General features: G+C 66.9%; 11 protein-coding genes. 5 read left to right on the top strand and 6 right to left on the bottom strand.

All coding sequences use genetic code 11. The features are described from left to right. The first annotated feature begins 17 nt into the window (after positions 1–17). Genes HWX36_RS03455 through HWX36_RS03445 form a run of 3 tightly spaced genes read left to right on the top strand, consistent with a single transcriptional unit; the run spans position 18 to position 2,612 of the window. Positions 18–932 (top strand): zinc ABC transporter substrate-binding protein, encoded by a 915-nt coding sequence (locus HWX36_RS03455; RefSeq protein WP_175950890.1) that lies wholly within the window; start codon positions 18–20, stop codon positions 930–932. Positions 933–946: 14 nt separating this feature from the next. Then, complete coding sequence (locus HWX36_RS03450; RefSeq protein WP_175950889.1) at positions 947–1,837, top strand: ABC transporter ATP-binding protein; 891 nt, start codon at positions 947–949, stop codon at positions 1,835–1,837. Next, positions 1,830–2,612, top strand: coding sequence for a metal ABC transporter permease (locus HWX36_RS03445; RefSeq protein WP_175951169.1), 783 nt, complete (start codon positions 1,830–1,832; stop codon positions 2,610–2,612). Before HWX36_RS03450 ends, HWX36_RS03445 begins: the two co-directional genes overlap by 8 nt. Before the next feature lie 126 nt (positions 2,613–2,738). Here HWX36_RS03445 and fghA read toward each other — a convergent pair whose 3' ends face one another. After that, positions 2,739–3,587: an S-formylglutathione hydrolase gene (gene fghA / locus HWX36_RS03440; RefSeq protein WP_175950888.1), complete on the bottom strand. Its 849-nt coding sequence runs from the start codon at positions 3,585–3,587 to the stop codon at positions 2,739–2,741. Between the two features lie 16 nt (positions 3,588–3,603). After that, positions 3,604–4,710 carry an S-(hydroxymethyl)glutathione dehydrogenase/class III alcohol dehydrogenase gene (locus HWX36_RS03435; protein ID WP_006483756.1) on the bottom strand — a complete coding sequence of 369 codons (1,107 nt, stop codon included), beginning with the start codon at positions 4,708–4,710 and terminating at the stop codon, positions 3,604–3,606. 118 nt (positions 4,711–4,828) lie between these two features. Between HWX36_RS03435 and HWX36_RS03430 the strand changes: the two genes are divergently transcribed. Further along, positions 4,829–5,002: a hypothetical protein gene (locus tag HWX36_RS03430; protein ID WP_175950831.1), complete on the top strand. Its 174-nt coding sequence runs from the start codon at positions 4,829–4,831 to the stop codon at positions 5,000–5,002. Here the strand turns inward: HWX36_RS03430 and HWX36_RS03425 are convergent. After that, positions 4,986–6,422, bottom strand: a complete 1,437-nt coding sequence (locus tag HWX36_RS03425) for an FGGY family carbohydrate kinase (RefSeq protein WP_175950887.1) — start codon at positions 6,420–6,422, stop codon at positions 4,986–4,988. The two genes, HWX36_RS03430 and HWX36_RS03425, sit on opposite strands and share 17 nt — an antisense overlap. A gap of 439 nt (positions 6,423–6,861) precedes the next feature. Here HWX36_RS03425 and HWX36_RS03420 point away from each other — a divergent pair, with 439 nt between their 5' ends. After that, complete coding sequence (locus HWX36_RS03420; RefSeq protein ID WP_175950886.1) at positions 6,862–8,238, top strand: nucleobase:cation symporter-2 family protein; 1,377 nt, start codon at positions 6,862–6,864, stop codon at positions 8,236–8,238. Between the two features lie 375 nt (positions 8,239–8,613). Here HWX36_RS03420 and HWX36_RS03415 read toward each other — a convergent pair whose 3' ends face one another. The 3 genes from HWX36_RS03415 to HWX36_RS03405 are packed head-to-tail and all read right to left on the bottom strand — an operon-like array spanning position 8,614 to position 14,552. Beyond that, the gene (locus tag HWX36_RS03415) at positions 8,614–10,137 is read right to left on the bottom strand and encodes an efflux transporter outer membrane subunit (protein WP_175950885.1); all 1,524 of its coding nucleotides are present in this window, start codon (positions 10,135–10,137) and stop codon (positions 8,614–8,616) included. Beyond that, positions 10,137–13,337: an efflux RND transporter permease subunit gene (locus HWX36_RS03410; protein WP_175950884.1), complete on the bottom strand. Its 3,201-nt coding sequence runs from the start codon at positions 13,335–13,337 to the stop codon at positions 10,137–10,139. Before HWX36_RS03410 ends, HWX36_RS03415 begins: the two co-directional genes overlap by 1 nt. A 15-nt stretch (positions 13,338–13,352) precedes the next feature. Next, on the bottom strand, positions 13,353–14,552 hold the full coding sequence (locus HWX36_RS03405) for an efflux RND transporter periplasmic adaptor subunit (protein WP_175950883.1): 1,200 nt from the start codon (positions 14,550–14,552) through the stop codon (positions 13,353–13,355). Between the last annotated feature and the right edge of the window lie 215 nt (positions 14,553–14,767).

Raw genomic sequence — 14,767 nt, 5'->3', positions numbered from 1 at the left:
TTCCAACGAGGAGTTCCATGTCCATTGCCCTGAAGCGCGCGCCGCGGCGTGCCCTGTCGCCTGTCCGCTGGCTCGCCAGCACCGTTGCCGTCCTGTCGCTCGCGGCGCCCGCGTTCGCGCAGGCCGCGACCGTCAACGTCGTGGCCGCCGAGAATTTCTACGGCGACGTCGCGACGCAGATCGGCGGCAGCCATGTCGCGGTGACGAACATCCTCAGCAACCCGGACCAGGATCCGCACCTGTTCGAAGCGAGCCCGAAGACGGCCCGCGCGCTCCAGCACGCGCAGGTCGTGATCTACAACGGCGCCAACTACGATCCGTGGATGAGCAAGCTGCTCGGCGCGTCGAAGCAGGCGAAGCGCGCGACGATCGTCGTCGCCGATCTGGTCGGCAAGAAGGCCGGCGACAACCCGCACCTGTGGTACGACCCGGCGACGATGCCGGCCGCCGCGCGCGCGATCGCGGCCGAGCTTGGCCGCGCCGACCCGGCGAACAAGGCCGAGTACGACGCGAACCTGCAGAAGTTCGTCGCGTCGCTGAAGCCCGTCGACGACAAGGTTGCCGCGCTGCGCGCGCAGTACAAGGGCGTGCCGGTCACGGCCACCGAGCCCGTGTTCGGCTACATGTCCGACGCGATCGGCCTCGACATGCGCAACCAGCGCTTCCAGCTCGCGACGATGAACGACACCGAGGCGAGCGCGCAGGACGTCGCCGCGTTCGAGAGCGACCTGCGCAAGAAGCAGGTGCGCGTGCTGATCTACAACAGCCAGGCTGAAGAACCGATGACCAAGCGCATGCTGAAGATCGCGCGCGACGGCGGCGTGCCGACCGTCAGCGTCACCGAGACGCAGCCGGCCGGCAAGTCCTTCCAGCAATGGATGGCCAGCCAGCTCGACGCGCTCTCGGCCGCGCTGGCCGCCGGCAAGCAATAAGCAACCGCAACGAAATGACCGTCACACCTCACGCACTCGCCGTCAATCGCGTCACGCTCGAACTGGGCGGACGCACGATCCTGCGCGACGTCAGCTTCTCGATCGAACCCGGCGAATTCGTCGGCGTGCTCGGGCCGAACGGTGCGGGCAAGACGACGCTGATGCGCGCGGTCCTCGGCCTCGTGCCCGTGTCGGCCGGCACGCTGTCCGTCGGCGGCGTGCCGGTCGTGCGCGGCAACGCGTCGATCGGCTACATGCCGCAGATCAGGAGCGGCCTCGCGAACCGCAGGATGCGCGGCTACGACTTCGTCGCGATGGCCGCCGACGGCCATCGCTGGGGGCTGCCGCACACGAATGCGGCGACGCGCCGCGACGTCGACCGCGTGCTCGATCTCGTCGGCGGCCAGGCGCTCGCGCGCCGGCCGCTGTCGGAACTGTCCGGCGGCGAGCGGCAGCGCCTGCTGCTCGCGCAATGCCTGCTCGGCAGCCCGAAGCTGCTGCTGCTCGACGAGCCGCTGATCAGCCTCGACCCGAACCACCAGCGCGGCGTGGTCGAGCTCGTGCGCAACGTGCAGCGCGAGCTTGGCATCACCGTGCTGTTCTCCGCGCACGAACTGAATCCGCTGTTGAACGCGCTCGACCGCGTGCTGTATCTCGGCAACGGCGTTGCCGCGCTCGGCACCGTCGACGAGGTGATCACGAAGCCCGTGCTGTCGCGGCTCTACGGTTCGCCGATCGACGTGATGCGCGTGAACGGCAAGATCTTCGTGATGTCGGGCGACGTCGAGATCGAGAAGCACGATCACGAACACGAGGACGACGACAGCCACTCGCACCGCGGTGGCGGCGGCCACGGCCATCACCACCACGGACACGCTCATCCCGGGCATGCTCACGATGTTTGAATACGACTTCATGATCAACGCCTTCGCGGCGTCGGGGATCGTCGCGGTGCTCGCAGGCATCGTCGGCTACTTCCTGGTGCTGCGCGGGCAGACCTTCGCGGGCCACGCGCTGTCGCACGTCGGCTTCACCGGCGCGACGGGCGCGGTGCTGCTCGGCATCTCGCCGATCTGGGGGATGGTCGGTTTCACGCTCGCCGCCGGGATCGGGATGGGCGCGCTCGGCGAACGGCTCGCGGGCCGCGACGTCGCGATCGGCGTGATCCTGTCGGGCGCGCTCGGCTTCGGCCTGCTGTTCCTGCATTTCTACACGTCGTTCGCGACGCAGGTCACCGCGCTCTTGTTCGGCAACGTGCTCGCGGTGAGCCACGATACGCTCGCGGTGCTCGCCGGCATCGGCGCCGTGAGCCTGCTCGCGCTCGCGCTGATCGCGCGGCCGCTGCTGTTCGCGTCGCTGCAGCCCGAACTGGCTGAAGCCAAGGGCGTGTCGCTGCGCACCGTGTCGATGCTGTTCCTCGCGGTGTGCGCGCTCGCGGTGGCGGCCGCGACGCAGATCGTCGGCGTGCTGCTGGTGTTCACGCTGCTGGTCGGGCCGGCTGCCGCCGCGCAGAACGTGACGACGCGGCTGTCGACCGGCGTGCTGCTCGCCGCGCTGTTCGCTTTGTTCGAAGCGTGGCTCGGCATCGTGCTCGCGTATCACACCGACTGGCCGACGAGCTTCTGGATCACCGCGCTGTCGGCGCTCGTGTACGGCGCAAGCCTGTTGCGGCGTCACTGATCGCCGCCTGGCGGATCATCGCCCGACGAAATGAAAAACGCCGGCGTGCCCGAGGGCAGCGCCGGCGTTTTTCATGCGGCCGCGATCGTGCGGCGCGCCGTGTGCGTCAGCTGCTTCCCTTCCCGCTCATCGTGCAAGCACGCGCGCGTGATGCGCGATGTGATCGGCGATGAACGTCGAGATGAAGTAGTACCCGTGGTCGTAGCCCGGATGGCGGCGTAGCGTCAGCGGCTGGCCGGCCTTCGCACACGCAGCCTCGAATACGTCGGGGTTCAGCTGGTTCGCGAGGAACTGATCGGCGAGGCCCTGATCGACGAGGATGCCGTCCGCGAACTTCGGCGCGTCGGCGCGCGCGACGAGTTCGCTCGCGTCGTGCGCCTTCCATGCTTCACGATCGGCGCCGAGATAGCCCGAGAACGCCTTCTCGCCCCACGGGCAGCGTGTCGGCGCGGCGATCGGCGCGAACGCCGACACCGACCGGTACAGGCCCGGATGGCGCAACGCGAGCGTCAGCGCACCGTGCCCGCCCATCGAATGCCCGAAGATCCCGAGCCGCGCGCCGTCGATCGGCAGCTCGGCCGTGACGAGCGCGCGCAACTCGCCCGTCACGTACGACTCCATCCGGTAGTGCGCGGACCACGGCGCTTCGGTCGCATCGACGTAGAAGCCCGCGCCGACGCCGAAATCCCACGCATCGGTCTCGCCCGGCACGCCCGCGCCGCGCGGGCTGGTGTCGGGCATCACGAGCGCGAGGCCGTGCTGCGCCGCGTATTGCTGCGCGCCGGCCTTGATCGCGAACGTCTCGTCGGTGCACGTGAGCCCCGCGAGATAGAACAGCGCCGGCACGCGGCCGTGCGCGGCCTGCGGCGGCAAGTACACCGAGAACTTCATCGGCAGGCCGATGGCCGCCGAATCGTGACGGTAGAAACGCTGTTCGCCGCCGTGGCACGCGTGCGAGGAAACGAGTTCGAGCATCGCGGTGCGCTCCCGGTCAGTACAGCACGACCGAGCGGATCGACTCGCCGGCCTTCATCAGGTCGAAGCCTTCGTTGATCCGCTCGAGCGGCAGCGTGTGCGTGATCAGGTCGTCGATGTTGATCTTGCCTTCCATGTACCAGTCGACGATCTTCGGCACGTCGGTGCGGCCGCGCGCGCCGCCGAACGCCGAACCCTTCCATTCGCGGCCCGTCACGAGCTGGAACGGACGCGTGCTGATTTCCTCGCCGGCTGCCGCCACGCCGATGATGAACGACTGGCCCCAGCCCTTGTGCGTGCACTCGAGCGCCTGGCGCATCAGCTTCACGTTGCCCACGCATTCGAACGAGTAGTCGGCGCCGCCGTCGGTCAGCTGCACGATGTGGTCGACCACGTTCTCGACTTCGTTCGGGTTGATGAAGTGCGTCATCCCGAACTTCTTCGCGAGCTCGACGCGCTTCGGGTTGATGTCGACGCCGATGATCTTGTCCGCGCCGACCATCTTCGCGCCCTGGATCACGTTCAGGCCGATGCCGCCGAGGCCGAACACGACGACGTTCGCGCCCGCCTCGACCTTCGCCGAGTACACGACCGCGCCGACGCCGGTCGTCACGCCGCAGCCGATGTAGCAGATCTTGTCGAACGGCGCGTCCTCGCGCACCTTCGCGACCGCGATCTCCGGCACGACGATGTAGTTCGAGAACGTCGACGTGCCCATGTAGTGGAACAGCGGCTTGCCGTCGAGCGAGAAGCGCGACGTCGCGTCGGGCATCAGCCCCTTGCCCTGCGTCGCGCGGATCTTCTGGCACAGGTTGGTCTTGCGCGACAGGCAGAACTTGCATTCGCGGCATTCGGGCGTGTAAAGCGGAATCACGTGGTCGCCCTTCCTCACGGTGCCGACGCCGGGGCCGACGTCGACCACGACGCCTGCGCCTTCATGGCCGAGGATCGCCGGGAAGATCCCTTCCGGATCGGCGCCCGACAGCGTGTAGTAGTCGGTGTGACAGATGCCCGTCGCCTTCACCTCGATCAGCACTTCGCCGGCGCGCGGCCCTTCCAGATCGACTTCCTCGATCGTCAGCGGCGCGCCCGCCTTCCATGCAATCGCTGCTTTCGTCTTCATCGTGTGACTCCTGTCCGTGTGTGAGGTCGGCCCGGGTTGGCGCGTCAGCGCTCATGTCGACCGGCATGGGTGCGTCGGCACCCACGCTGGCCCCATGCTTCGCACCGGGGTCCATGCAATGCTGTCGAAACCGCGCCGCGCGGCATCGCGCACGGCACGGCGAAAGAATCTCGTGCTCGCCATGATGGCCGGTTCGGCCGCGCGTCGCGTGCGGGAAACGGTCGCCGGCTTGCCACGATGCGTCATGGCTGACGCAAAAGAACAAGTGTTCGAGTTTAAACGCCCGTCGTGAACCATGCATCCGTGCGCGCATACAGATCGATGAAGCGTGCGTGGCGCGCGGCCAGCGCGCGATCGTCGCGCGGCTCGGCAACCGGCGACGCGGCCGGCGCCAGCGCGTGCAACGCGTCTTCCCGCCAGTGCCCGATCGCGACGCCCGCGAGCAGCGCGGCGCCGCGCGTCGCGGCGTTCGGGCATTCGATCGCGTGGAGCGACGCGCCCAGCGCGTCGGCCAGCAGCTGGCGCCAGCGCGGATCGACCGAGCCGCCGCCCGCGAGACGCAGCGTCGCGACCGGATCGCCGCGATCGGCATCGCGGATCGCATCGAGCCCGGCGCGCAACGCGAACGCGACGCCTTCGAACGCGGCGCGCATCATCGCGCCGCGCGTGTCGCCGAGCCCAAGGCCGAGCCAGCCGCCGCGTGCATCGGGGTTCATCCACGGCGAACGCTCGCCCGTCAGGTACGGCAGGAAGCACAGGCGCTCCGACGCGGCGTGGGCGAACGCATCGTCATACGCATCGGCCCACCGCGCGTAACCGAGCCAGCCGCGCACGGCTTCGAGTGCAAGCCCGACGTTCTGCATCGCGGCCATCGTGTAATAGCCGCCGCCGGCCGCCGCGCGATACCGATGCAGCCCGCGTCGCGCGGGCGGCAGCGCATCCGCGAGCACGACGATCTGGCCGCCGCTGCCCGTCGTCAGCAGCGCGTCGCCGGCGGCGGCGAGCCCGCTGCCGAGCGCCGCGCATGCGGTGTCGGCCGCGCCCGTCGCCAGCGGCACGCCGGCAGGCAGGCCAAGCGCAGCCGCAGCCTGCGCGCCGAGCGTGCCGCAGTGCGCGGTCGACGAACGGACCGGCGCAAACCGGTCGACCGGCAGGCCGAGCGCGTCGATCAATGCGAGATCCCATGCGCCGTCGGGTGTCGCGAGCGCGGTCGCGCACGCATCGCTCGGATCGGCCGCGACGTCGCCGCCCAACGCGATGCGCAACCAGTCCTTTGGCTGCACGGCCCAGCGCGCGTCGCGCAGCGCATCGGGTTCGTGCGCGGCCAGCCAGCGCAACAGCGGGCCGGCCATGCCCGGCGCGACGGGATTCGGTGCAGCGGGCCAATCGGCCGCATCCGCTTCGCGCACCGCCCGCGTGTCGGGCCACAGCAGCGCGGGCCGCACCGGCTGCCCCACCGTGTCGATCAGCACGACGCCGTGCATCTGCCCCGAGAACCCGATCGCCGCCACCTGCGCACGCTCGCCGGCCGGCAGCCGCGCGGCCGCGCGCACGAGCGCCTGCCACCACGTGTGCGGCGCGATCTCCGCCCAGCCGGGCTGCGGCGACGACAGCGCATAAGGTTCGCTCGCGACCGCGCGCTCGACGCCGTCGGCATCGAGCGTGACGAGTTTGACGGAGCCGGTGCCGAGGTCGATTCCGAGCAGGCGCATGACGTGGGGGCGAATTCGAATGAACGGATGTCGATGATAACGGGATCGCGATGCGCGCCCCGTTTTTTGCCACCACGGCGGCAGGCCGAAAACGCGGTTGCCGGCCGGGTTCAACCCGGCTGCGCCTTGCGGGCAAAAGCGGCCGTTCGCGGGTTAACCCGCCACGATTTTTCCCAGGCACTTTTTGCCACTATGCACCCCGCCCGATACACACCATAAAGCGGCCGATATTTGACACGGGGGCCAGCGCTATTTTGAAGGGCTATAAAACCGGGAAACCTCACTCCTGCGGCTGTTTCCCGATGATCGACACCCTGTTTCATGCCGAATTGGCATATCGAACCCGCAAAGAACGGAATAGTACCCAGCGCTCTTGTTGCGTGGATTCATTCCGCATAACTTCGTATCACCCCGAAAACAAGATCATGGAGTGAGACAGATGCAATCGAACACGGTCCATCCGTGCGATGAGGTGCTGCCGACCGGCAAGCTGGTAACGCTTGGCCTGCAACACGTCCTCGTCATGTACGCCGGCGCTGTCGCCGTGCCGCTTATCGTCGGCGCCGCGCTCAAGCTGCCGAAAGACCAGATCGCGTTCCTGATCAGCGCCGATCTGTTTTCGTGCGGCATCGCCACGCTGATCCAGACGCTCGGCCTGTGGATCTTCGGGATCCGCCTGCCCGTCATCATGGGCTGCACGTTCGCGGCAGTCGGCCCGATGATCGCGATCGGCACCAACCCCGGCCTCGGCATCCTCGACATCTTCGGCTCGACCATCGCGGCCGGCATCATCGGCATCGTGCTCGCGCCGATGATCGGCAAGCTGCTGCGATTCTTCCCGCCCGTGGTCGTCGGCACCGTGATCGCGGTGATCGGGCTGTCGCTGATGGAAGTGGGCATCAACTGGGCGGCCGGCGGCGTCGGCAACCCCGAATACGGCAGCCCCGTCTATCTCGGCCTGTCGCTGCTCGTGCTGACACTGATTCTGCTGATCAACAAATACGGCCGCGGCTTCATCGCGAACATCTCGGTGCTGCTCGGCATCGTCGCCGGCTTCGCGATCGCCTTCGCGATCGGCCGCGTGAATACCGACGGCGTCGCGCACGCACCGTGGGTCGGCTTCGTGATGCCGTTCCACTTCGGCCTGCCGCATTTCGACCCGCTGTCGATCGTGACGATGGTCACGGTGATGTTCGTCACGTTCATCGAATCGACCGGCATGTTCCTCGCGGTCGGCGACATGGTCGATCGCCCGGTCAACCAGGAGCGCCTCGTGCGCGGCCTGCGCGTCGACGGCCTCGGCACGCTGATCGGCGGCATCTTCAACTCGTTCCCGCATACGTCGTTCTCGCAGAACGTCGGCCTGATCGGCGTGACGGGCGTGAAAAGCCGTTTCGTGTGCGCCACCGGCGGCGTGATCCTCGTGCTGCTCGGCCTGTTCCCGAAGATGGCGCAGGTCGTCGCGTCGGTGCCGCCGTTCGTGCTCGGCGGCGCAGGCATCGTGATGTTCGGGATGGTGGCCGCGAACGGCATCAAGGTGCTGTCGAAGGTCGACTTCGTGAACAACACGCACAACCTGTTCATCGTCGCGGTGAGCGTCGGCATGGGCCTCGTGCCGGTCGTGTCGCCGCACTTCTTCTCGAAGCTGCCGCCCGCGCTCGCCCCGATCCTGCACAGCGGCATCCTGCTGGCATCGGCGACAGCCGTGATCCTGAACGTCGTGTTCAACGGCGTGAAAGGCGAAAAGGATGCGCGCTGCGACATCCGCCGCGCCGGACACGACTTCGACGGCCGTCCCGCCGACGTGCACCACTGATCGCCACGCACCGGACGACGGCGCAAAGCGGTAACGAAAGACGCCACGGCATGCCGTGGCGTTTTTGCTTTGCGGGGGCTGGACTGTGCGCGGGAATTGGACGACCGGACAGTCGGACGACCGGTCATGGCGCGTGAAAGCCGGTCGCCCACGGGCGCGGCACGGGATGCCGGTTGGCTACGCGGGACGACGAGTCCGGCGCGATAAGCCGCACTGGAATCCGGTGCGCGCATCGTCCCCCAACCGTCTTCGCGCCGCACGATTCGGGGACACAAAGGAAAACGCCACGGACGAAAGTCCGTGGCGTTTTCGATTCCGCATGCAGCCGGTTCGAAGGACAAGCGCGATCAAAACCGCGCCTGCCCCTCCTTGCGCTTACCCGTTCGTCGCCGCTGCCGACGCGGGCGCCGGAGCGGCCGCCTTGCCGTAGTCGACCGGCGCATCCGGCGCGCGCGGCGTCTCGCCGGCCCGCTCGATCCACCCGCCGCCCAGCGCACGGTACAGGTTGACCAGGTTGGTCCAGCGTGCCAGACGCGCATTGATCAGCGTCTGCTGCGCGTTGTACAGGTCCGTCTGCGCGGTCAGCACCGACAGGTAGCTGTCGACACCGTTCTTGTAACGCAGGTCCGACAGGTCGAAACGTCGCTGCTGCGCGTGCTCGTTGCGCTCGAGCGCCGCGATCTGCTGGTCGTACGTGCCGCGTGCGGCCAGCCCGTCAGCCACGTCGCGGAACGCCGACTGGATCGCCTTCTCGTAGTTGGCGATCTCGATGCGCTTCTGCACGTGCGCGAGATCGAGGTTCGCGATGTTCTGCCCGCCTTCGAAGATCGGCAGCGCGATATTCGGCGCGAACGACCATGCCGCCGTGCCGGCCTTGAACAGGCCGCCCAACGTCGGGCTCGCCGTGCCGAATGCGGCCGTCAGCGAGATCCTCGGGAAGAACGCCGCGCGCGCCGCACCGATGTTCGCATTCGCGGCCAGCAGCGACTGCTCGGCCTGCATCACGTCCGGGCGACGCGTCAGCAGGTCCGACGGAAGGCCCGCCGGCACGTCCGTCAGCAGGTTCTGCGCGTCGAGCGGCAGGCCCGGCGGCAGATCGTCCGGCAGCGGCTCGCCGATCAGCAGCACCAGATAGTTCAGCGCCTGCGCACGCGCACGCGCCTGCTGCTGCTGGTTCGCGAGCGCCGTTTCGACGACCGTCTGCGCCTGGCGCAGGTCGAGCTCGGTGCCCGTGCCGTTGTCGAACTGCAGCTTTGTCAGGTTGTACGAGTCCTGCGCCGTCTTCAGCGTGTTCTCCGTGACCTTCAGCAGATCGTCGGTCGACAGCAGCGTCAGGTATTGATCGGCCACCTGCGACACCAGCGAGATTTCCGACGCCTGCCGTGCATACGCGGTCGACAGGTACTGCGCGAGCGCCTGGTCCTTCAGGCTCTGCACGCGGCCGAACAGGTCGAGCTCCCACGACGCCGACAGGCCGACGTTATAGGTGCGCGAGATGGTGGCCTGCCCGGTCGGCGAAACACCCTGCGGATAGCGCTGGATCGTGCCCGTACCGGTGCCGTCGAGCGTCGGGAACAGCCCCGCGCGCGTGATCTGGTACTGCGCGCGCGCCGCCTCGATGTTCAGCACCGACACGCGCAGGTCGCGGTTGTTCTTCAGCGCGATCTCGATCAGCCGCTGCAGGCGCGGATCGACGAAGAACTCGCGCCAGCCGATGGCGGTCGCCGCCTGGCCGTTCGCGCTGCGCGCGCCGGCCGCACCCGGCTGCGTCGCGTAGACGCCGCCGGCAGGGTACGCCTGCGCAACGGGCGCGTCGGGCCGCTTGTAATGCGGCGCCATCGTGCAGCCCGCGGCAAAGAGCGCGACCGCGATTGCAGTCAAAGCGTGTTTTTGCATCATCACTGTCCCTTGTTGCCTTCGTCGCCGTTGCCCGGCTTCTCTTCGTGGTGCGAGTGCTCCTGAGCCAGGCGCAGCGCCTCGTCGACGTCTTCCTTCTCGCCGCTGAAGATCGCGCGGATCTTCACGAAGAACATCGGGATCATGAAGATCGCGAGGAACGTCGCCGTGATCATCCCGCCGATCACGCCCGTACCGATTGCGTGCTGGCTGGCCGAACCCGCGCCGTTGCTGATCGCGAGCGGCATCACGCCGAGAATGAACGCGAGCGACGTCATCAGGATCGGACGCAGCCGCAGGCGCGCCGCTTCCAGCGCGGCCTCGATCGGCCCCATCTTCTCCGTCACCTGCAGTTCGCGCGCGAACTCCACGATCAGGATCGCGTTCTTCGCGGACAAGCCCACGGTAGTCAGCAGGCCGACCTGGAAGAACACGTCGTTCTCGAGGCCGCGCATCGTGGCCGCAAGCAGTGCGCCGATCACGCCGAGCGGCACCACCATGATCACCGAGAACGGAATCGACCAGCTTTCATACAGCGCCGCCAGACACAGGAACACGACGAGGATCGAGATCGCGTACAGGATCGGCGCCTGCGAGCCGGACTGGATTTCCTGGAACGACAGGCCGGTCCACGAGTAGCCGATACCGACCGGCAGCTTCTTCGCGAGCCCTTCCATCGCAGCCATCGCCTGGCCGGTCGACTTGCCCGGTGCGGCCTGACCCTGGATTTCCATCGCCGACACACCGTTGTAGCGCTCGAGTTTCGGCGAACCGTACGTCCAGTGACCGGTCGCGAACGCGCTGAACGGCACCATCCCGCCCGACCCGTTGCGCACGTACCAGATGTTCAGGTCTTCCGGCGTCATCCGGAACGGTGCGTCCGCCTGTACGTACACGCGCTTGATCCGGCCGTCGGTATCCAGGAAGTTGTTCACGTACTGCGACGCCCATGCGATCGAGAACGTCTGGTCGATCGCCGATGCCGTCACGCCGAGCGCGTTCGCCTTCTCGCGATCGATGTCGACCTTGTACTGCGGCGTATCGTTCAGGCCGTTCGGACGCACGCCCTGCAGCGTCGGATCCTTCGAGGCCAACCCGAGCAGCTGGTTACGCGCCGCCATCAGCGCATCGTGGCCGAGACCCGCGTTGTCCGTCAGCTCGAAGTCGAAGCCGGCAGCCGTACCGAGCTCAGGAATCGACGGCGGGTTGAACGGGATCACGATCGCGTCCTTGTAGCCCGCGTAGCGCCCGAACATCCGGCCGATCAGCGCCTGCACCTTCTGGTTCGCATGCTGACGCTGCGAGTAGTCCTTCAGGCGCACGAACACGAGACCGGAGTTCTGGCCGCGGCCGGCGAAGCTGAAGCCGTTGACCGTGAACGCCGATTCGACGATGTCCTTCTCGTCCTTCAGCAGGTAGTCGGAAATGTTCGCGAGCGTCTTCGCGGTCGTTTCCTGCGTCGAACCCGACGGCGTCTGCACGATCACGAACATCAGGCCCTGGTCTTCATCGGGCAGGAACGACTTCGGCAGGCGCACGAACAGCAGGCCGACCGCGACGATCACGACCAGGTAGATGATGAGCCAGCGGCCCGAGCGCTTGATCACGTGGTGCACGCCGACGTGGTACTTGTCGCGGCTGTTGTTGAACGTGCGGTTGAACCAGCCGAAGAAGCCCTTCTTCTCTTCGTGATGCCCTTGCGGGATCGGCTTGAGGATCGTCGCGCACAGTGCCGGCGTCAGAATCAACGCGACGAGCACCGACAGCACCATCGCCGACACGATCGTCAGCGAGAACTGGCGATAGATCGCGCCGACCGAGCCACCCGAGAACGCCACCGGCACGAACACCGCCGACAGCACGAGCGCCACGCCGACGAGTGCGCCGGTGATCTGGTCCATCGCCTTGCGGGTCGCCTCCTTCGGTGACAGGCCCTCTTCCGCCATCACCCGCTCAACGTTCTCCACGACCACGATCGCATCGTCCACCAGCAGGCCGATGGCGAGCACGAGGCCGAACATCGACAGCGTGTTGATCGAGAAGCCGACCATCGACATGATCGCGAATGTGCCGAGCAGCACGACCGGCACCGCGATCGTCGGGATGATCGTCGCCCGCAGGTTCTGCAGGAACAGATACATCACGAGGAACACCAGCACGATACCTTCGAGCAGTGTCTTGACCACTTCCTCGATCGACAGCTTCACGAACGGCGTCGTGTCGTACGGGTACTTCACGACGAGGCCGTGCGGGAAGAACGGCGCCAGTTCGTCGATCTTCGCGCGCACGGCCTTCGCGGTCGCGAGCGCGTTCGCGTTGGTCGCGAGCTGAATGCCGAGGCCAGCCGTTGGCTGCCCGTTGTACTTCGTGTCGAAGTTGTAGTTTTCGCCGCCGAGTTCGATCTTCGCGACGTCCTTCAGGCGAACCTGCGAGCCGTCCTGGTTGACCTTCAGCAGGATGTTGCCGAACTGCGCGGGCGTCTGCAGCAGCGTCGATTCGGTAATCGTCGCCTGCAGCACGGTGCCCGGCGTGGACGGCGTGCCACCAATCTGGCCGCCTGCGATCTGCACGTTCTGTGCGGAGATCGCGCTCGACACATCGACCGGCGTGAGGCCGTAGTTCGTCAGGCGGTTCGGGTCGAGCCAGATCCGCATCGCGTACTGCGTGCCGAACAGCGTGACGGTACCGACGCCGTTCAACCGGCTGATCGGATCCTTCACGTGCGACGCCACGAAATTCGCAAGATCCTCTCTCGACATACTGCCGTCTTCGGAGTTGAAGGCGAGCACCAGCAGGAAGCTGCTGCTCGATTTCGTCACCGAGAGGCCGAGCTGCTGCACGACCTGCGGCAGGATCGGCGTCGCGAGCGACAGCTTGTTCTGCACCTGAACCTGTGCGATGTCGGCGTTGGTGCCCGGCGCGAAGGTCAGCGTGATCGTCGCGTTGCCCGAGTCATCGCTGGTCGACGACATGTACAGGAAGTTGTCGAGACCGCTCATCTGCTGCTCGATCACCTGCGTCACCGTATCTTCCACCGTCTTCGCGGAAGCGCCCGGGTAGTTCGCGGTGACCTGGATCGATGGCGGCGCGATCGTCGGATACTGCGAGATCGGCAGCGTGAAGATCGACGCAACCCCGGCCAGCATCAGGATGATGGCGATCACCCACGCGAAGATCGGGCGATCGATAAAAAACTTTGCCATGAAACAGGCTCCCTGTTATTGCGCGCTCGAAGCAGCGGCAGCACTCGCCGGCGCGGCAGTGGCGGGGGCGCCCGCCGGTGCGAGCTGTGCCGGTACCGACTTCACGGTCGCACCCGGATGTACCATGCCGGCGCCCTGCACGATCACGTGATCGCCCGCTTCCAGACCGCCTTCGACGATCCAGTCCTGGCCGTACGTGCCGGCCGTCGTCAACGGACGTGTCTCGACCTTGTTGGCCGCGTTCACGATCAGTGCGATCGCCTGCCCCTTCTGGTCATGCGTGACGCCGATCTGCGGCACCAGGAACGCGTTCTCGTTCACGCCTTCCTCGATCCGAGCGCGCACGAACATGCCCGGCAGCAGCACGCGGCCCGGGTTCGGGAAGATCGCGCGAATCGTCACCGAGCCGGTGGTCTGGTCGACCGTCACGTCCGAGAACTGTAGCCTGCCCGGCTCCGAATAGGTCTTGCCGTCTTCGAGGATCAGCGACACCTTCGCGGCGCCCGGGCCGCTCGTCTTCAGGCGGCCGCTCTGCACGTCCTGGCGCAGCTTCAGCCCGTCGAGGCTCGACTGCGTGAGGTCCACGTACACCGGATCGAGCTGCTGCACCGTCGACATCAGCGTCGCCTGGCTCGCCTGCACGTAGGCGCCCGGCGTCACCTGCGAGATGCCGACGCGGCCGGTGATCGGCGACACGACATCGGTATAGCCGAGGTTGATCTGCGCAGTGTCGACCGCTGCCTTGCCGGCCGCGACGTCCGCCGCGGCCTGGCCTTGCGTGGCCACCGCGTTGTCGTAATCCTGCTTGCTGACCGCGTTGGCGGCCACCAGCACCTTGTAGCGCGCGACCAGCGCATTCTGCGTGACGAGGTTCGCCTGCGCCCTCGCAAGGGTCGCCTTTGCACTATTCAGCGCGGCGATGTAAGGCGCCGGGTCGATCTTGTAGAGACGCTGGCCAGCCTTGACGTCGGTGCCTTCGGTAAATTCACGGCGCAGCACGATGCCGTCGACCCGTGCGCGCACCTGCGCGACGAGGAACGCGCTGGTGCGGCCCGGCAGTTCGGTGACCGCCGGCACGGCCTGCGGCTGGACGGTGACGACGCCGACTTCCGGCGTTTGCGGCGGCGGTGCCGATTCTTTTTTCCCGCACGCGGCCAGGAAGACGGCGGCCGTCGCGACAGTGAGTAAGCGGTATGGAACCCGTTCGACGCGCATGGAGCGACCTCTGTGTATAACCAATGGAATAAGTGCCGCACCCGACCGAAGGGAGCGCAACACGGATGCGCCTCGCGACGCAGATCGAACAGCTGAATTTCTGGACGGCAAATGCAATAGGCACGATCTCGACATACGGTATGTCAAGAGAACACCGGGGATGACGTTACAAGTTCAAGCACAAAATTCTTGCCACAGATCAAACCCGCAATTAC

The sequence above is a fragment of the Burkholderia sp. BCC0405 genome (genome assembly GCF_902833075.1).
Classification (GTDB): Bacteria; Pseudomonadota; Gammaproteobacteria; order Burkholderiales; family Burkholderiaceae; genus Burkholderia.
Note: the sequence above shows the minus strand (reverse complement) of the source record. Positions and strands in the feature narration are given on the sequence as shown.